This is a genomic window from Acinetobacter sp. YH12135 (assembly GCF_013418565.1).
Taxonomy (GTDB): Bacteria; Pseudomonadota; Gammaproteobacteria; order Pseudomonadales; family Moraxellaceae; genus Acinetobacter; species Acinetobacter towneri.
Genome location: NZ_VPBU01000004.1, coordinates 55,055 through 72,607 on the forward strand (window position 1 = coordinate 55,055; position 17,553 = coordinate 72,607).

The 17,553-nt window shown below is 42.1% G+C and carries 17 protein-coding genes; 13 read left to right on the plus strand and 4 right to left on the minus strand.

Going from position 1 to position 17,553, the window contains the following annotated elements:
• Positions 1–26: 26 nt before the first annotated feature.
• Positions 27–1,400 (minus strand): MFS transporter, encoded by a 1,374-nt coding sequence (locus FTU70_RS03790; RefSeq protein ID WP_163145796.1) that lies wholly within the window; start codon positions 1,398–1,400, stop codon positions 27–29.
• A gap of 288 nt (positions 1,401–1,688) precedes the next feature.
• Positions 1,689–2,603 carry a LysR family transcriptional regulator gene (locus tag FTU70_RS03795; protein ID WP_179988978.1) on the minus strand — a complete coding sequence of 305 codons (915 nt, stop codon included), beginning with the start codon at positions 2,601–2,603 and terminating at the stop codon, positions 1,689–1,691.
• A 116-nt stretch (positions 2,604–2,719) separates the two neighbouring features.
• Between FTU70_RS03795 and FTU70_RS03800 the strand changes: the two genes are divergently transcribed.
• The 12 genes from FTU70_RS03800 to pcaD all read left to right on the plus strand — a co-directional run bounded on the left by FTU70_RS03800 (position 2,720) and on the right by pcaD (position 13,954).
• Complete coding sequence (locus tag FTU70_RS03800; protein WP_180060053.1) at positions 2,720–3,829, plus strand: muconate/chloromuconate family cycloisomerase; 1,110 nt, start codon at positions 2,720–2,722, stop codon at positions 3,827–3,829.
• A 13-nt stretch (positions 3,830–3,842) separates the two neighbouring features.
• On the plus strand, positions 3,843–4,133 hold the full coding sequence (catC, locus tag FTU70_RS03805; protein ID WP_096901615.1) for a muconolactone Delta-isomerase: 291 nt from the start codon (positions 3,843–3,845) through the stop codon (positions 4,131–4,133).
• A gap of 149 nt (positions 4,134–4,282) precedes the next feature.
• Positions 4,283–5,203, plus strand: coding sequence for a catechol 1,2-dioxygenase (gene catA, locus FTU70_RS03810; protein ID WP_180060056.1), 921 nt, complete (start codon positions 4,283–4,285; stop codon positions 5,201–5,203).
• Positions 5,204–5,277: 74 nt separating this feature from the next.
• Positions 5,278–6,666 (plus strand): benzoate 1,2-dioxygenase large subunit, encoded by a 1,389-nt coding sequence (gene benA, locus FTU70_RS03815; protein WP_180005949.1) that lies wholly within the window; start codon positions 5,278–5,280, stop codon positions 6,664–6,666.
• Positions 6,663–7,154 carry a benzoate 1,2-dioxygenase small subunit gene (gene benB / locus FTU70_RS03820; protein ID WP_131261937.1) on the plus strand — a complete coding sequence of 164 codons (492 nt, stop codon included), beginning with the start codon at positions 6,663–6,665 and terminating at the stop codon, positions 7,152–7,154. Before benA ends, benB begins: the two co-directional genes overlap by 4 nt.
• Positions 7,155–7,249: 95 nt before the next feature.
• Entirely contained in the window at positions 7,250–8,266 is a 1,017-nt protein-coding gene (benC, locus tag FTU70_RS03825; RefSeq protein WP_180060058.1) for a benzoate 1,2-dioxygenase electron transfer component BenC, read from the plus strand.
• Between the two features lie 38 nt (positions 8,267–8,304).
• Positions 8,305–9,090, plus strand: a complete 786-nt coding sequence (benD, locus tag FTU70_RS03830) for a benzoate diol dehydrogenase BenD (RefSeq protein WP_180060060.1) — start codon at positions 8,305–8,307, stop codon at positions 9,088–9,090.
• 59 nt (positions 9,091–9,149) lie between these two features.
• Positions 9,150–10,370, plus strand: coding sequence for a benzoate/H(+) symporter BenE (gene benE, locus FTU70_RS03835; RefSeq protein WP_004973520.1), 1,221 nt, complete (start codon positions 9,150–9,152; stop codon positions 10,368–10,370).
• Between the two features lie 27 nt (positions 10,371–10,397).
• Positions 10,398–11,084, plus strand: a complete 687-nt coding sequence (locus tag FTU70_RS03840; protein ID WP_104851986.1) for a 3-oxoacid CoA-transferase subunit A — start codon at positions 10,398–10,400, stop codon at positions 11,082–11,084.
• A gap of 22 nt (positions 11,085–11,106) precedes the next feature.
• Positions 11,107–11,760 (plus strand): 3-oxoacid CoA-transferase subunit B, encoded by a 654-nt coding sequence (locus FTU70_RS03845; RefSeq protein ID WP_104851987.1) that lies wholly within the window; start codon positions 11,107–11,109, stop codon positions 11,758–11,760.
• Positions 11,761–11,898: 138 nt separating this feature from the next.
• A complete protein-coding gene (pcaF, locus tag FTU70_RS03850; protein WP_070155120.1) occupies positions 11,899–13,104 on the plus strand; it encodes a 3-oxoadipyl-CoA thiolase in 1,206 nt (401 codons plus the stop codon).
• A 70-nt stretch (positions 13,105–13,174) separates the two neighbouring features.
• Positions 13,175–13,954 carry a 3-oxoadipate enol-lactonase gene (gene pcaD / locus FTU70_RS03855; protein ID WP_180060062.1) on the plus strand — a complete coding sequence of 260 codons (780 nt, stop codon included), beginning with the start codon at positions 13,175–13,177 and terminating at the stop codon, positions 13,952–13,954.
• 92 nt (positions 13,955–14,046) lie between these two features.
• On the opposite strand, the gene FTU70_RS03860 is transcribed toward pcaD, so the two are convergent.
• Positions 14,047–15,216: a thiolase family protein gene (locus FTU70_RS03860; protein WP_004973508.1), complete on the minus strand. Its 1,170-nt coding sequence runs from the start codon at positions 15,214–15,216 to the stop codon at positions 14,047–14,049.
• A 438-nt stretch (positions 15,217–15,654) separates the two neighbouring features.
• On the opposite strand from FTU70_RS03860, the gene FTU70_RS03865 reads away from it, so the two are divergent.
• Complete coding sequence (locus FTU70_RS03865) at positions 15,655–16,263, plus strand: TetR/AcrR family transcriptional regulator (protein ID WP_004973506.1); 609 nt, start codon at positions 15,655–15,657, stop codon at positions 16,261–16,263.
• A gap of 180 nt (positions 16,264–16,443) precedes the next feature.
• On the opposite strand, the gene cysK is transcribed toward FTU70_RS03865, so the two are convergent.
• The gene (gene cysK / locus FTU70_RS03870) at positions 16,444–17,442 is read right to left on the minus strand and encodes a cysteine synthase A (RefSeq protein ID WP_180060064.1); all 999 of its coding nucleotides are present in this window, start codon (positions 17,440–17,442) and stop codon (positions 16,444–16,446) included.
• Positions 17,443–17,553: the final 111 nt, after the last annotated feature.

Sequence of the window (17,553 nt, forward strand, 5' to 3'; positions counted from 1 at the left end):
TGTAGATTAATGGAAAGGTAAAGAAATTATTGGGTTGCTTTTTGTGCGACTGGATTGCTTTCTACAGCAGGCTCCGCAGCGGCTTTAGCTTCTACAGACGTTTTTAAATTCACCATGAAGATTGCTAAGGCAGCAATTACACCTGGAATCGCAATAGCAAAGAAGTTCATTTGGTGCGGTAAATTCATGGTTAATAGTGCACCTGTGAGTACTGGCCCAACGATTGCACCGATGCGACCAATACCTGACGCCCAGCCCATACCTGTAGAACGTACAGTAGATGGGTAATATTGTGCGACGAAAGTATAAAGCAAGATTTGTGAACCAATTGTCGCTGCACCTGCAACTGCAATTAAGGTGTACAACACAATTTGTGGACTGTTAAAGCCAAGCAGAATTAATGCTGCTGCACCACAGATAAACATAATGGTGAGTACTTTTTTGATATGGAAGCGGTCAGCCAATGCACCACCACCAATTGCGCCAATCATGCCACCAATATTCAGTGCGAATAGGAAGATCATACTTGCACCCAATGAATAACCCGCTTGGATCATTAATTTTGGTAACCAGCTGCCCAAAGCATAAACCATTAACAAGCACATGAAGAATGCGATCCAGAACATGAACGTACTGAACATACGGCCTTGCTGGAACAATGCTTTTACAGGTGCTTCATCGCCTTTAGTCACTTCATTCAGTACAAACTCAGTGTCACCATTTAATTGTTGGCTTGGTGAAATTTTTTGCACAATACTACGGGTTTGCTCAATTTCTTTCTTGTTGGTCAAATACATGAGTGACTCAGGCAAGAATTTCCAAATTAATGGTAAAGCCACCAATGGAATAATTGCGATGTAAAACATGATTTTCCAACCAAACTCTGGCACTAACCATGCACCCAACAATGCTGATGTCATACCACCAATCGCATAACCACTGAACATAAGTGCAACTAAAGTACTACGAATACGCTTTGGCGCATATTCAGTCATTAATGCCACTACGTTTGGCATTACACCGCCAATACCTAAGCCTGCAAGGAAACGTAAAATACCAAATTCAACAGGGTTAGTCGCAAATGCGCCAAAGAAGGTAAAGCCACTAAAAATAGCCACACAGATCATAATGGTTTTTTTACGACCCAACTTGTCCGATAACGTACCGAAGGTCATGGCACCAAACATCATGCCAAACAATGCCGTACTGGCCAGTAAACCTGCTTGTACCGCACTGAGCGCCCACTCTTGCATAAGTAATGGTAATGCAACCCCATAAATGACCAAATCGTAACCGTCAAAAATAATGATCATCAAACACCAAAACAATACGCCCCAATGGAATGGCGTGAACTTGGCCTCGTCAATCAAGGTATTAATATTAATTTTATTGCTTTGCATCTTGCTTCACCTCCTAATTGTGAAGTCCGTTACTCCAACTCAGATGCACACAATGAATAATAAGTTAAAATTTGTCCAAAACTGAATAGGCATGGATACATACCTAAAAAGTCTATAATTTGTAAGATATTGATTTTAAAATAGATAAAAATAACAAGGCGAAAAAAATACTGTAATGTGATGCTTAAAAAAGTTTTTTCAGGCAATTCACATAACAGTATTTTGTTAAAAATATCTGTGCTTTTATATAAAAAATATAGTTATAAATATTTGTTTTATATGGCTTTACTAGAATACATTGCGATCATAAGTAAATGCTTCCAAATCATAAACTTGATAAATGCAGTCAAACAAAGATCGAATGTCTTCACTTTCATCCATATTACGAATTGCCATAAACACAGGACTTACAGCCGAGTCATCTAATAAAGGTATAAAGTGCAAATGTGCCAAATGAATACTTTGTGCGCTTTCTGGCACGATACACAAGCCCTCACCTGCAGCAACAAAACCCAACGCCAATTGTAATTCACGCACTTCACGAATTTTGCGAGGTTCTAAACCATACTCAGAAAACACGCCACGAATTTGGGTAGAGAAGTTTGGCTTGTTGTGATTTGGATATAAAAATACTTGTTGATCAACAACATCCGCCAAATATACACCTTCTTTTTGTGCCGCAAATGGGTGGCTCGAATGTACTGCAACCATCAAGCGTTCTTCACGTAATAAGATACGTTTAACTGCAGGATCAGAAATTCTTAAGCGTCCAAATCCAACATCTATGCGCCCTTCTTTAAGTGCCTGAATTTGGTCATTGGTGGTCATTTCCACCATTTCTATTTTTAAATGCGGATGCTGCTGCTTAAACAAATACACAATTCTTGACAATAATCCGAACAATAAAGAACCAACGAAGCCAATAGTCACAGTACGACCAGCAATACCGACACGTTTTGTCATCGACTTGATTTCTTCCGCATTAGACAAAAGTTTAACGGCATGTTGGTAAAAGAATTGGCCTGCTTCGGTGGTCTTAAGCGGTCTACTTCCACGCTCAAATAGTTGAATTCCAAGCTCTTGTTCTAAATTTTGGATCTGTCTGCTCAAAGGTGGTTGAGCAATAAAGAGTTTTTCTGCTGCCTTGGTGAAACTTTGCTCTTCTACAACAGCAACAAAATAACGTAAATGTCTGAGTTCCATAGCTCAAAATACCTTTTAAGTATAAAAAAATGCATATTTGATCTTCGACCAATGCAATTTATTCTTTTAAGGTATATCACATAACTGTAATAAAGCAATGATATGAAGGGCAAACCATGTATAAGTCAGTAGAAACTTTGCTGGTGGAAATACCAACCATCCGTCCACACAAGATGGCGGTTGCAACCATGCAAACCCAAACCCTTGTATTAGTCAAAATCACCACTGAAGATGGTTTTATTGGCTGGGGCGAAGCAACCACGATTGGCGGCTTGGGCTATGGTGAAGAAAGCCCAGAAAGCGTAAAAACCAATATCGAAACATATTTCGCATCATTGCTAAAAACTTTAGCTGGCTTGAATGTTGCGCAAACTTTACAGGTCATTAAAAAGAATATCAATGGCAACCGTTTCGCGAAATGTGCCATTCAAACTGCTTTATTAGATATTCAAGCGCAGCGCTTAAACCAACCTTTAAGTGAAATTTTAGGTGGTCGCCTACGCAACTCGGTTCCTGTGTTATGGGTACTTGCATCTGGCGATACAGAAAAAGACATCGCTGAAGCACAAAAAATGATTGCGGCTAAACGCCACAACACATTCAAGCTCAAAATCGGTTCACGCCCAGTAGAGCAAGATGTAGAACACGTATTGGCAATCAAACAAGCATTGGGTAAAGACGTTTCTATTCGTGTAGACGTAAACCGTGCTTGGTCAGAACTTGAAGCAATTAAAGGCATCCAGCTTTTACAAGATGGTGGTGTCGATTTAATTGAACAACCATGTGCAATTGACAACATTGATGCCATGGAGCGTTTAACACGTAAATTTGATATTGCCATCATGGCAGATGAATCATTGATGGGCCCACAAAGCGCTTATCAATTGGCAAAACGTAATGCTGCATCTGTATTTGCAGTTAAAGTTGCCCAATCTGCGGGTCTAATCGAAGGTTGTGAAGTTGCAACAATTGCACAGTTGGCAGGCATCGACCTATATGGCGGCACAATGCTTGAAGGCCCTGTCGGCACGATTGCATCTGCGCATGTGTTCTCGACCTTCCAGAATTTAGCTTATGGCACAGAATTATTTGGTCCGTTATTGCTGACCGAAGAAATTTTAAAAACTCCACTTCAGTACCAAGACTTTGAATTACACCTTCCAACAGGTGCAGGTTTAGGTATTGAGTTGGATGAAGACAAAATTGACAACTTGCGTCGTCAGTAATTAGGAGAAACCCATGCTTTTCCACGTACGTATGGATGTAAACATTCCATTGGATATGCCAGCAGAAACTGCTAACGAAATTAAAGCCGTTGAAAAAGCATATTCGCAGGAATTACAGCGTCAAGGTAAATGGCGTCATATTTGGCGTATTACTGGCCAGTATTCAAACATCAGTATTTTTGATGTTGAGAGCAATGAAGAACTGCACAACATTCTGCAAGGTCTTCCGCTCTACCCTTACATGAATATTGAAGTGATGGCATTGAACCGCCACCCTTCATCAATTCGTGAAGATGACACCTGATTTAATTCGGAAACTGGAGTAAGCACCTTACTCCAGCACCAAAGTAAACATTTAGCAAACCAAGTAAACAAGGAAAGTGGCAGCCAATTATCTCGTTTTTAGTCCAGAGATATTCGCCACCACAGCGCACACCCCTAAGGAGTAACAAAATGGATCGTCAAACCATTGAAAATGTAGTTAAAGCTTGTAACGTGGACACTTCAGAAGGTCCAGTAAATGCACGTGTACAACAGGTACTTGTTCGTTTAGTTACAGATTTATTCCAAGCGATTGAAGACTTAGATTTAAGCCAATCAGAAGTTTGGAAAGGTATTGAAACTATCATTGATATTGCAAAAGCTGATGAGTTTGCATTGATGGGTTCTGCTGTAGGTCTTGAACACTTCCTAGACTTACGTGCTGACGAAGCTGACGCGAAAGCAGGCTTGACTGGTGGTACGCCACGTACAATTGAAGGTCCATTGTATGTTGCAGGTGCGCCTGAATCTACTGGTTTTGCTCGTATGGACGATGGTTCTGAAGAAGGCAAAATCCCGACTTTAATCATTGACGGTACAGTAACTGACACTGACGGCAACATCATTCCTGGTGCTAAAGTTGAAGTATGGCATGCAAACAGCCACGGTAACTATTCATTCTTTGATAAGTCACAAAGCCACTTCAACCTACGTCGCTCAATCTTAGCTGACGAAAAAGGTCAATATGTTGCTCAAACAACTATGCCTGTAGGTTATGGCTTAAACCCTGAAGGTCCACTTCAAGGTGTATTGAACCAAATCTCTCGTCACGGTCAACGTCCAGCTCACGTGCACTACTTCATCTCTGCACCTGGCTACCGTAAGCTTACGACTCAGTTCAACATCGAAGGTGATAAATACCTTTGGGACGACTTCGCATTCGGTACTCGTGAAGGTCTAGTTGCTGAAGCTGTAGACGTAACTGACGAAGCTGAAATCGCACGTCGTGGTTTGAAAGGTCCTTTCAAATACATCCAATTCAACGTTATTCTTCAGAAAGATAAAGAAGGCGCTCCTTCTACTGAAGTTGAACGTCGCCGCGCAAGCGCATAATTTGAATGGAATCGGGATGTAATCATTAGATTCATCCCGATGACTTCCCCTCCTTGGAAAGTCGGAGAAAGGACATGCCTCGTATTCCTGTAATTAACACCAGCCACTTAGACCGCATTGATGAGCTATTGGTTGATGATTTTGAATCTGGTGAATTTAAACTACACCGTTCAGTATTCACAGACCAAGCCCTGTTTGACCTAGAAATGAAATACATTTTTGAAGGCAACTGGGTTTATTTGGCACACGAAAGCCAAATTCCAAACAACAATGACTACTACACCACTTACATTGGCCGTCAGCCAATCATCATTGCACGTAACCGTAATGGCGAATTAAATGCCATGATTAATGCGTGTTCACACCGTGGTGCACAGTTATGTCGTTACAAGCGTGGTAACAAAGCAACTTATACTTGCCCATTCCACGGTTGGACTTTCAACAACTCTGGTAAGTTGTTAAAAGTGAAAGACCCTGCCGATGCGGGTTATTCAGATTGCTTCAACAAAGACGGTTCACACGACTTGAAAAAAGTTGCCCGTTTTGAAAGCTATAAAGGTTTCTTGTTTGGTAGCTTAAACCCAGATGTTCCTTCTTTAGAAGAATACCTAGGTGAAGCAACTAAAATCATTGACATGATTGTGGGTCAATCACAACAAGGTCTTGAAGTTTTACGTGGTTCTTCTACTTACACTTATGAAGGTAACTGGAAGTTAACTGCTGAAAACGGTGCCGATGGTTACCACGTATCTGCAGTACACTGGAACTACGCTGCAACAACTCAGCAACGTAAAGAAAAAGAAGCTGGCGACAATATTCGTGCTATGAGTGCAGGTTCATGGGGCAAACAAGGCGGTGGTTCTTACGGCTTTGAAAATGGTCACATGCTACTTTGGACACAATGGGCAAACCCTGAAGACCGTCCTAACTTTGCCAAGAAAGATGAATACACCGAGCAATACGGTGAAGCGATGGCGAAATGGATGATCGAACGTTCACGTAACTTGTGCATCTATCCAAACGTGTACTTCATGGATCAGTTCGGTTCACAAATTCGTGTGTTACGTCCGCTGTCTGTAGATAAGACTGAAGTGACTATTTACTGTATCGCACCTGTGGGTGAAGAGCCAGAAGCACGCGCACGCCGTATCCGTCAATACGAAGATTTCTTTAACGCATCAGGTATGGCAACCCCAGACGATCTTGAAGAATTCCGTGCATGTCAGGCAGGTTACGCAGGTATCGCACTTGAGTGGAACGATATGTGCCGTGGCTCTAAGCACTGGATCCAAGGTCCAGACGATGCAGCCAACGAAATTGGTTTAAAACCAAAACTTTCAGGTATTAAAACTGAAGACGAAGGTTTATACCTTGCTCAGCACCAACACTGGTTAGAACTCATCAAACAAGGCATCGCAACTGAAAAAGAAATTGCGGCATCTACTGAAGGAGAAAACGCATGAGCGACATCACTTTAGAAAAAGTTGCACAGTTCCTTTATCAAGAAGCTCGCTTTTTAGATGATGAACAATGGGATGAGTGGTTACAGTGCTACGCTCCCACTGCTTCTTTCTGGATGCCAGCTTGGGATGACGATGACCAATTAACTACAGATCCACAGTCTGAAATCTCTTTGATTTACTACCCAGACCGTCAAGGTTTGGAAGACCGTGTGTTCCGTATCAAAACTGAACGTTCGTCTGCAACCATGCCAGACACACGTACGAGCCACAACATCAACAACATCGAAATTGTTGAACGTGATGGCGATAAAGTGACTGTACGTTTTAACTGGAACACCTTGAGTTTTCGTTACAAAACCAACTACAGCTACTTTGGTATGTCACGCTACGAAATCGACTTTTCTGGCGACAAACCACAAATTTTAAGCAAGTACGTGGTGCTGAAAAACGATTACATCAACCAAGTAATCGACATTTATCACCTCTAAGACTGTATTCATTTACAGCAAGGTAAAAACCTTTCAGCCAGATGGAATCTTGGCTGAAAGGTCTAGTTTCAAAGATTTATATAGGATATTCAGCCATGTCAAACCACAATGTTGCACTTCAATTTGAAGATGGCGTTACACGTTTTATTTCTGTTACAGATGGTGAAACACTGTCAGACGCAGCTTACCGTCAAAAGATCAATATTCCTTTGGACTGCCGTGACGGTGCATGTGGAACGTGCCGTGCGTTTTGTGAATCAGGTTCGTATGACATGCCTGAAGAAACTTATATTGAAGATGCATTGACACCAGAAGAAGCTGAACAAGGCTACATTCTTGCATGCCAATGTAAACCAACTTCTGACGCAGTATTCCAAATTCAAGCAACTTCTGATGTATGTAAAACTGAAATTCATGCATTTGAAGGTACTTTGGCTCGTGTCGAAAACTTATCTGACTCGACCATTACTTTTGACATTCAGTTAGATGAAGGTCAACCAGACATTCACTTCCTTGCAGGTCAATACGTGAATGTGGGTATTCCTGGTACAACAGAAACCCGTTCATATTCTTTCAGCTCTAAGCCTGGTAACCGCTTAACTAGTTTTGTAGTACGTAACGTACCAAACGGCAAAATGAGCGAATTATTAAGCCAAAATGCCAAAGCTGGCGACAAAATGACCTTTACGGGTCCATTTGGTAGCTTCTACTTACGTAATGTAGCACGCCCTGTAGTGATGTTAGCAGGTGGTACAGGTATTGCACCATTTATGTCTATGCTGCAAGTACTTGAAGAAAAAGGTTCTGAGCACCCTGTACGTTTAGTTTTTGGTGTGACCAATGACTTTGACTTGGTTGCAATTGAAAAATTAAACGAACTACAAGAAAAATTCTCTTGGTTCGAGTACCGCACTGTAGTGGCAAATCCAGAATCTGCACACGAGCGTAAAGGTTACGTGACTGGCCATATCGAAAACGAATGGCTCAACGGTGGTGATGTAGACATCTACCTATGTGGTCCAGTGCCAATGGTAGAAGCGGTACGTGGCTGGTTAGATGCAGAAGGTGTTAAACCTGCAAGCTTCCTATTTGAAAAATTCTCTGCCAACTAAGTTTGTTATACAGTCTAGAAACATAGTCGGAGAATACAATGAATCGCACAAAAAGATTTGAAAACAAAGTTGTAATCGTGACTGGTGCCGCTCAAGGCATTGGTCGCGGTGTGGCTTTACAAGTGGCAAGTGAAGGTGCCCAAGTGGTTATGGCAGACCTTTCTCCCTATGTAGAAGAAGTGTTGGCCGAAATTGAAGAACACGGTGGCGATGCAGTAACCGTAAAAGCCAACCTTGAAACTTTTGCAGGTGCAGAATCTGTGGTTGCTAAAGCACTTGAAACCTATGGTCGTGTTGATGTGCTCATCAACAACGTAGGCGGTGCAATTTGGATGAAACCTTTTGAAGAATTTTCTGAAGAAGAAATTATCAAAGAAGTGAATCGTTCATTGTTCCCTACTATGTGGTGCTGCCGCGCAGTATTGCCTGAAATGGTGAAAAACCAGAAAGGTACCATTGTAAACGTATCTTCAATTGCAACACGTGGTATTAACCGCGTGCCATATTCGGCGTCTAAAGGTGGTGTAAACGGTTTAACCGCTTCCCTCGCCTTTGAACATGCCAAAGATGGTATTCGTGTGAATGCTATTGCAACTGGCGGTACAGAAGCGCCACCACGTAAAGTGCCACGTAATGCCAACCCACTTTCAGAATCTGAAAAAGAGTGGATGAAACAAGTGGTAGATCAAACCATTGATCGTACCTTCTTGGGTCGCTATGGCACCATTCAGGAACAAGTGAATGCGATTCTGTTCCTTGCTTCTGATGAGTCATCGTACATGACAGGTACCGTTGTACCTGTAGGTGGTGGTGATCAGGGCTAAGCCAAGATCATGACCAACTTCAACAGGATCATTGCTTGACGCAAGGAGGCAAATCGTCAATGAGTCACCTGTTCCAAACTTTAAAAAATGACTGGTCAATTTCAGCCACTGTTGCAGGATTCTTAGCAGTGCTGATCTCCTATTCAGGGCCATTGATCATCTTTTTCCAAGCGGCACAGCAAGCCCAAGTTTCCCCAGACATGATGATTTCATGGATTTGGGGAATTTCTATTGGTGCTGCTGTCGCAGGTATCTTTTTGTCCATTAAATACAAAGTGCCTGTGGTCACCGCTTGGTCTGCACCCGGTACCGCATTGCTGGTCACACTGTTTCCCGATATTACCCTGAATGAAGCAGTTGCAGCCTACATCACCTCTGCTGTGGTGATTTTTTTGATTGGAATCACAGGTTATTTTGACAAACTCCTGTCTTGGATTCCGCAAGAAGTCGCAGCAGGCATGATGGCAGGTATTTTGGTTCAATTTGGCTTAGGCTTATTTACTGCAACCGATACCCTGCCATACATTGTATTTGGGATGCTAGCGGTATTTTTATTGGCAAAGCGTTTTAGTCCACGTTATGCCATGATTTGGGTGCTTGCTGCAGGCATTATACTCAGCTTAATGCTCGGTAAAATTAACCCTGTCACCACCAATTTTAGTTTGGCAATTCCACAGTTTATTGCACCTGAATGGACGTGGAATTCAACCTTAAACTTGGCATTACCTTTAATTTTAGTCAGCTTGTCTGGGCAGTTTTTACCGGGTATGGCAATTATTAAAATTAGCGGTTATGACATGCCTGCTAAGCCTATTATTAGTGCGACCAGTATCGCTTCTCTTGCCGTTGCGTGTGTGGGAGGAATTACCATTGTACTTGCCTCTATTACTGCAGCATTATGCTTAGGTAAAGATGCGCACGAACTGAAAGAAAAGCGATATATTGCAGGTGTTGCAAACGGTATTTTCTATATTTTAGGTGGGTTATTTGCGGGTAGCATCGTCATGCTATTTAGCCTATTGCCCAAAGAACTGATTGCAGCTTTGGCTGGACTTGCACTTTTGGGTGCAATTGCCACCAATATTTCAGTTGCAATGAGTAAAGAATCACAGCGTGATGCAGCCCTCATCACCTTTTTAGCAACTGCCTCTGGCATGCAGTTTTTAGGGCTAAGTTCTGTATTTTGGGGCATCTGTATTGGTTTGATCGCACATTGGGTATTAACCAAACGCGACAACTCAGCAGCACCCCTACCTTCAACTCAAAGTTCCAAAAGTTAATGGACAGGCAATTGTCTAGGACACATTATGATTGATAAAAGTCAAACTTCTTTAACAGAAGTCCTTTCGCAAATTAAAGATGGTTCAACCATCATGATTGGTGGTTTTGGTACCGCAGGTCAGCCAGCGGAACTCATTGATGGTTTGATTGAACTTGGCATCAAAGATTTAATTATTGTAAACAACAACGCAGGTAATGGTGACTACGGTTTAGCGAAACTGCTAAAAGCTGGCGCGGTACGTAAAATTATCTGTTCATTCCCACGTCAGTCTGACTCTTGGGTATTTGATGAACTTTACCGCGCAGGCAAAATCGAGCTTGAACTGGTGCCGCAAGGTAACTTAGCATGCCGTATTCAGGCTGCAGGTATGGGTCTAGGTCCAATCTATACCCCTACAGGTTTTGGTACTTTACTTGCAGAAGGCAAACCAACCTTAAATTATGAAGGTAAAGACTACGTACTAGAAAACCCAATCCGCGCAGACTTTGCTTTAATTAAAGCACAGCAAGGCGACCGTTGGGGTAACTTGGTGTACCGTAAATCTGCACGTAACTTTGGCCCAATCATGGCGATGGCTGCCGATGTGACAATTGCACAGGTTTCTGAAGTGGTTGAGTTAGGCGCGTTAGATCCTGAACACATCATCACTCCGGGTATTTTCGTTCAGCACGTTGTTGCCGTTGGCGCAAAACAACCTGAACAATCTGCATAACTGTCACGTGAAGGAGAACATCATGAGCTATACCAAATTAACACGTGATCAAATCGCTGAACGTGTGGCACAAGACATTCCAGACGGTGCTTATGTCAACCTCGGCATTGGCTTACCAACTAAAATTTCAAACTACCTGCCTTCAGACAAAGACGTATTCTTACACTCTGAAAACGGTTTATTGGCTTTCGGTCCACCACCTCCTGCAGGTGAAGAAGACCCTGAGTTAATCAACGCAGGTAAAGAATTCGTGACCATGCTAACAGGCGGCTCATTCTTCCATCATGGTGACTCTTTTGCCATGATGCGTGGCGGTCACTTAGACATCGCAGTATTGGGTGCATTCCAAGTGGCTGAAAATGGCGACTTGGCAAACTGGCACACAGGTGCGCCAGATGCGATTCCTGCTGTTGGTGGCGCAATGGACTTAGCCGTTGGTGCGAAAAAAGTCTTTATCACAACCGATCACGTCACCAAAAAAGGTGAACCAAAAATCGTGGCTGAATTGACTTACCCAGCAACTGGCTTGAAATGTGTAGACCGCATTTACACTGACTTATGTGTGATTGACGTAACTCCTGAAGGCATGAAAGTTCTTGAAAAAGTTGAAGGCTTGAGCTTTGAAGAATTACAGTCATTGACTGGTGCAAAGCTGATTGATGCGACTCAGGCTTAATCGTCTTTAAATATAATTTTTAATCCCCCTAAATCCCCCTTTTTCAAAGGGGGACTTCCATCAAGTAATTTTAGGTGGGAATCTCCTCCCTTTTTTAAAGGGAGGTTGGGAGAGATTAAGATATTTGGAAAATAAAATATGAAAAACGCATATATCGTCGATGCCATCCGTACCCCATTTGGTCGTTATGCAGGTGGTTTAGCTCCAGTCCGTGCTGATGACTTAGGCGCATTACCGATCAAAGCACTTATGCAACGCAATCCATCTGTAAACTGGGAACAAGTTGATGACGTGATTTACGGCTGTGCCAACCAAGCAGGTGAAGACAACCGTAACGTGGGTCGTATGTCTGCACTTTTAGCAGGTTTACCGTACCAAGTGCCAGCAACCACTGTAAACCGTTTATGTGGTTCATCGCTAGACGCAATTGCAATGGCCGCACGTGCAATTAAAGCAGGTGAAGCAAACCTGATTATTGCAGGTGGTGTTGAATCAATGAGCCGCGCTCCATTTGTGATGGGTAAATCAGAATCTGCTTATGGTCGTAGTCAAAAAATTGAAGACACCACAATGGGCTGGCGTTTCATTAACCCGAAACTCAAAGAAATGTACGGCGTAGAAACTATGCCGCAAACTGCTGAAAATGTAGCGGAACAGTTCAATATTAACCGTGCCGATCAAGACTTGTTTGCTCTAACCAGCCAACAACGTACTGCTGCTGCACAAGCACGCGGTTTCTTTGACAAAGAAATTATTGCAGTGGAAATTCCACAACGTAAAGGCGAGCCTGTCGTTGTTGCTGCAGACGAACATCCACGTGCATCAACCACAGCAGAAGCATTGGCAAAATTAAAGCCAGTGGTAAAAGCAGACGGTACTGTGACTGCAGGTAACGCGTCAGGTATTAACGATGGTGCGGCTGCCCTACTGATTGCTTCTGAAGAAGCGGTTGCACAACACGGCTTAAAACCACGTGCCAAAATCATTGCTTCAACTGTTGTTGGTGTTGAACCACGTATTATGGGCTTTGGTCCTGCGCCTGCAATCAAAAAATTGTTGGCACAAACAGGTTTGACCATTGAACAAATGGACGTGATTGAACTGAACGAAGCCTTTGCTGCACAAGCATTAGCATGTACTCGTGACTTAGGCATTGAAGATGGTTCAGAGAAAGTCAATCCAAACGGTGGTGCAATTGCTTTAGGTCACCCACTTGGTGCATCTGGTGCGCGTTTAGTCACTACAGCACTGAACCAACTTGAACAAACTGGCGGTAAATACGGTTTATGTTCAATGTGTATCGGTGTTGGTCAAGGTATTGCTTTGATTATTGAACGTGTTTAATCCTCATTAAAAGTTCCCCTTTCATAAAGGGGGATTTAGGGGGATTTATAAGATTAAGGATTTAAAAAAAATGCCAACTTTTACCTCAAATGATGCGCAAATCAATTACCAAACTTTTGGTGATGCTACAAAACCTGCACTGATTTTTTCAAACTCGCTGGGTACAAACTTCAAAATGTGGCAAGCACAGATTGATTTTTTCCAGCAAGACTTTTTTGTAATTTGCTACGACACACGTGGTCACGGTGCATCATCAGCTCCGCAAGGTCCATATAGCATTGATCAATTGGGTCAAGATGTTGTAAATCTACTCGATCACTTAAATGTTGAAAAAGCGGCATTCTGTGGTATTTCTATGGGCGGTTTAACAGGTCAATGGTTAGCGATTCATCGCCCTGAACGTTTTAATCAGGTGGTGGTGTGTAATACTGCGGCAAAAATTGGTCAAGAACAGGCTTGGAATGACCGTGCCGCATTGGTACGTGAACAAGGTTTACAACCGATTGCTTCGACTGCAGCATCACGCTGGTTTACTAAACCCTTTATCCAAAGCAACGCGACAGTGGTCAACAATCTTCAAAACGACTTGGCAGCTGGCAGCGCCGAAGGTTATGCGAGCTGTTGCGAAGCTTTGGCTAAAGCGGATGTACGTGAACAACTTAAAGACATCACTGTGCCTGTTTTAGTGGTTGCAGGTCAGCAAGACCCTGTGACAACAGTTGTCGATGGTCAATTTATGGTTGAACGTATTGCCAATAGCCAATTGTTTGAAATCAATGCATCGCACATTTCTAACGTAGAATTGCCAAATGAATTTAACCAAGCAGTGAAGCAGTTTATCCAAGCATAAAACTTCATTGTTATTGTTAATAAGTTAAAAAAATAGAGTTCTTTCGAGAACTCTATTTTTTATAGATGAATCTGCAGTTAGACGAGCTGGACTTAAACTAACTCCACCGCAATCGCTGTGGCTTCACCACCGCCAATACATAAAGATGCCACGCCTTTTTTCGCGCCTATACGTTGCAATGCATGAATGAGCGTCACAATAATACGTGAACCTGAAGAACCTAGAGGATGCCCCAAAGCACATGCACCACCCTGAATATTCACTTTGGCAGGGTCTAAATCAAAAGCATCTATCGCAAGCATGGTTACCATGGCAAAGGCTTCATTAATTTCCCACAAATCTACATCGGCAACCGACCACCCTGCTTTATCTAGCACTTTTTGAATCGCCCCTACAGGAGCAAGAGTAAACTCAGAAGGATGTTGTGAATGTGTCGCGTATGCCACAACTTTTGCAAGCGGTTTTAAGCCACGCTCTGCCGCAACCACATCTGATGTAATCACCAGAGCAGATGCGCCATCTGAAATAGAGCTGGCATTGGCGGCTGTAATCGTGCCATCTTTTTTAAATGCGGGACGCAAACTGCTAATTTTATCGACTTTGGCATTTAACGGTTGTTCATCCTGATCGACAATCACATCACCTTTACGTGAATGAACAGTGACAGGCACGATTTCATTTTTAAAATAACCGTTTTGAATGGCTTCTACCGCGCGGTTTAAAGAGCGAATTGCGTATTCATCCTGCTGCTCACGGGTATAGTTTTTCTTGTCTGCCATGTCTTGCGCCAGCACGCCCATCGACAAGCCTGTTTCAGCATCTTCTAAACCTTCCTGAAACATGTGGTCTGTGACTTTGCCGTGTCCCATACGGAAACCTGCACGTGCTTTATCTAGCAAATACGGCGCATTCGACATAGATTCCATACCGCCAGCGACCACAATCTGCGCTGAACCTGCCTGAATAGCATCGGCTGCCTGCATAACAGCTTTCATGCCAGAGCCACAAATTTTATTGATGGTGGTTGCACCTGTACTATCGGGTAAACCCGCTTGACGCATCGCCTGACGTGCAGGGCCTTGCTTCAAACCTGCAGGCAATACACAACCAAAAATTACTTCATCAATGTCAGTCCCACTTAAACCTGCACGTGCAACTGCGTGTTGAATTGCAACCGCGCCTAAATCGGGTGCTATACAACTTGCCAGTGAACCTTGAAAGCCGCCCATTGCGGTACGTACAGCATCTACAATTACAATCATTTTTAGTCCCTTATTACCGTCTTTTTAAAGTGATTACCGTAAAAGCCATGCTTTTTAAAATTACAAATAACATCCCTGTGAGTTAGCAAGTAATTCACGTTAAATGTAAATCAAAAGATGAGCATTGCAATCTCGCAAAGTGCTGAATTGCTATGCTTGATTGATCTTAGACTTTTAGGCCTTGCTTATGAAAAATAGAATAAAAGTTTTAGAAATCCAATTTTATTTCACTAAAATGACCTGTTTGGTTCAGTTTTATTGACAACCGATTTGGCTTATGGATTGTGCTATTTTTCACATGATATTTTTTAAATTCATTGGTTCACTGATGAACATACGTTAAAACTTACCTTTTCAAGACCTTGGTGCTATTTTCAAGTTGCTCAAACTGCACTAGACTCCAACATGCTTAATTGGTTGTAATTGGAATATTGATTGATGACGACTCTACGCCAAGAAAATTTCCGACGTCGTAAAGAGAAAATTTTGGCAATGGCTGAGGTTTTATTACTGGAAAATCATAATGATATTACATTAAGTGAGTTGGCTGCAGAGTTAGATATTGCCAAAGGCACAATTTATAAATATTTCAAAAGTAAAAATCAGCTCTATTTAGAGTTAATTATTTTAAATGAACAGCGTTTATTGGATATTTCCAAACAGTATCACCATAACTTTCAAACTTATGTTTCGCAGTACATGCTGTATAACATGCTTAATTCCAACCGTACGATTTTGCTGCACTCGATTGAAGAACGCTTAACCAATAATGAACGTAAACTAAATGAATTGTTTGAACAGTTATACGATATTCGTGAGCAGCGTATTTTAGAAATTAAGGACATCACCCAAGCCTATTTAGAGTCCTTTAACAGCGCGATGTCGATCCGTGATTATCTGTCTTATATTTGGACAGTAACTTATGGTGCGTCGTTATTACTCAATTCTACCCATTATCAAAAAGCTATTGGGTCACGTGAACGCTTAATCAAGCTATATATTAATCAAGCACTGATGACGCCAGATAAAGTATCTGCGATTGTTTGATTTTTACATAGTTAGCTTCGTTGGATTCATTGCTGATCCCGCTAAATATTAGCGTCTAAGTAGAAAGAAATTTGCTTTTCAGAACGTATTAACTCACCTCATAAATTTATTCTCTAAATAAAAAATCCCAAAGTTCAAACTTTGGGATTTTTCAAATTCTTTTGACTGTCTAAAGACACATCATTCTGCACTAATATCTTCAAATAATACTGAAGATAAATAACGCTCACCACTGTCAGGTAAAATCACCACAATATTTTTATCTGCATTTTCAGGACGTGCCGCCAATTTTGCAGCAGCAGCCATTGCTGCACCACTTGAAATACCGACTAAAATACCTTCTTGGGTTGCTGTTTTACGCGCCCAGTCAATTGCTTCAGCACTTTCAATCGCAATCACTTCATCCACCAAATCTAAATCTAGGTTTTTTGGAATAAAGTTAGCGCCAATCCCCTGAATTTTATGTGGTGCAGGCGTAATGGCTTCACCACGCTTGGCCTGAGCGATAATTGGAGATTCAGCAGGCTCGACTGCAACAGTATGCAATGCCTGACCTTTTACCTTTTTGAAATAACGCGAAATACCAGAAATCGTACCGCCTGTACCTACACCTGCAACAAGAATATCGACCTTGCCGCCTGTTGCTGCCCAAATTTCTGGGCCTGTGGTTTCTTCATGAATTTGCGGATTGGCAGGGTTATTAAACTGCTGCGGCAAATAATAAGTTTCAGGATGTTCGGTTGCCAAACGCTCTGCTTCATCCACCGCGCCTTTCATACCTTTTGCAGGCCCAGTCAGCACCAAATTTGCACCCAACGCTTTCAACACCTTACGGCGCTCAATACTCATGCTTGCAGGCATCGTTAGTGTAATCTCATAACCTTTTGCTGCAGCTACAAATGCCAAAGCGATTCCTGTATTACCACTGGTTGGTTCTACAATATGCATACCTGCTTTTAACACGCCACGTTTTTCAGCATCGGCAATTAAAGCAGCACCAATACGGCATTTCACAGAAAATGCAGGGTTACGGCTTTCCACTTTGGCTAAAACCGTTGCATCGCCAGAAATTAAACGGTTAATGCGTACCAATGGCGTGTTACCAATCGCTTCTGCATTATTGCTATATACGGCAATCCCTAAATTTGCTGGTGTTGAAAAAGCTGCATCTGTGGTCATGATTATTCCCTAAGTTATATCTATATAAACAAAATTTAAATTATCATACCTTTTTATAAAATTTTTGCCGATGTTTCACGAAAATTGTTTTATACAAAAATATGATTAGCT

What these genes read in the sequence shown, in the direction of transcription:
- FTU70_RS03790 (WP_163145796.1), bottom strand. Translation starts at nt 1,400, where the DNA reads ATGCAAAGCAATAAAATTAATATTAATACCTTGATTGACGAGGCCAAG.
- FTU70_RS03795 (WP_179988978.1), bottom strand. Translation starts at nt 2,603, where the DNA reads ATGGAACTCAGACATTTACGTTATTTTGTTGCTGTTGTAGAAGAGCAA.
- FTU70_RS03800 (WP_180060053.1), top strand. Translation starts at nt 2,720, where the DNA reads ATGTATAAGTCAGTAGAAACTTTGCTGGTGGAAATACCAACCATCCGT.
- catC (WP_096901615.1), top strand. Translation starts at nt 3,843, where the DNA reads ATGCTTTTCCACGTACGTATGGATGTAAACATTCCATTGGATATGCCA.
- catA (WP_180060056.1), top strand. Translation starts at nt 4,283, where the DNA reads ATGGATCGTCAAACCATTGAAAATGTAGTTAAAGCTTGTAACGTGGAC.
- benA (WP_180005949.1), top strand. Translation starts at nt 5,278, where the DNA reads ATGCCTCGTATTCCTGTAATTAACACCAGCCACTTAGACCGCATTGAT.
- benB (WP_131261937.1), top strand. Translation starts at nt 6,663, where the DNA reads ATGAGCGACATCACTTTAGAAAAAGTTGCACAGTTCCTTTATCAAGAA.
- benC (WP_180060058.1), top strand. Translation starts at nt 7,250, where the DNA reads ATGTCAAACCACAATGTTGCACTTCAATTTGAAGATGGCGTTACACGT.
- benD (WP_180060060.1), top strand. Translation starts at nt 8,305, where the DNA reads ATGAATCGCACAAAAAGATTTGAAAACAAAGTTGTAATCGTGACTGGT.
- benE (WP_004973520.1), top strand. Translation starts at nt 9,150, where the DNA reads ATGAGTCACCTGTTCCAAACTTTAAAAAATGACTGGTCAATTTCAGCC.
- FTU70_RS03840 (WP_104851986.1), top strand. Translation starts at nt 10,398, where the DNA reads ATGATTGATAAAAGTCAAACTTCTTTAACAGAAGTCCTTTCGCAAATT.
- FTU70_RS03845 (WP_104851987.1), top strand. Translation starts at nt 11,107, where the DNA reads ATGAGCTATACCAAATTAACACGTGATCAAATCGCTGAACGTGTGGCA.
- pcaF (WP_070155120.1), top strand. Translation starts at nt 11,899, where the DNA reads ATGAAAAACGCATATATCGTCGATGCCATCCGTACCCCATTTGGTCGT.
- pcaD (WP_180060062.1), top strand. Translation starts at nt 13,175, where the DNA reads ATGCCAACTTTTACCTCAAATGATGCGCAAATCAATTACCAAACTTTT.
- FTU70_RS03860 (WP_004973508.1), bottom strand. Translation starts at nt 15,216, where the DNA reads ATGATTGTAATTGTAGATGCTGTACGTACCGCAATGGGCGGCTTTCAA.
- FTU70_RS03865 (WP_004973506.1), top strand. Translation starts at nt 15,655, where the DNA reads ATGACGACTCTACGCCAAGAAAATTTCCGACGTCGTAAAGAGAAAATT.
- cysK (WP_180060064.1), bottom strand. Translation starts at nt 17,442, where the DNA reads ATGACCACAGATGCAGCTTTTTCAACACCAGCAAATTTAGGGATTGCC.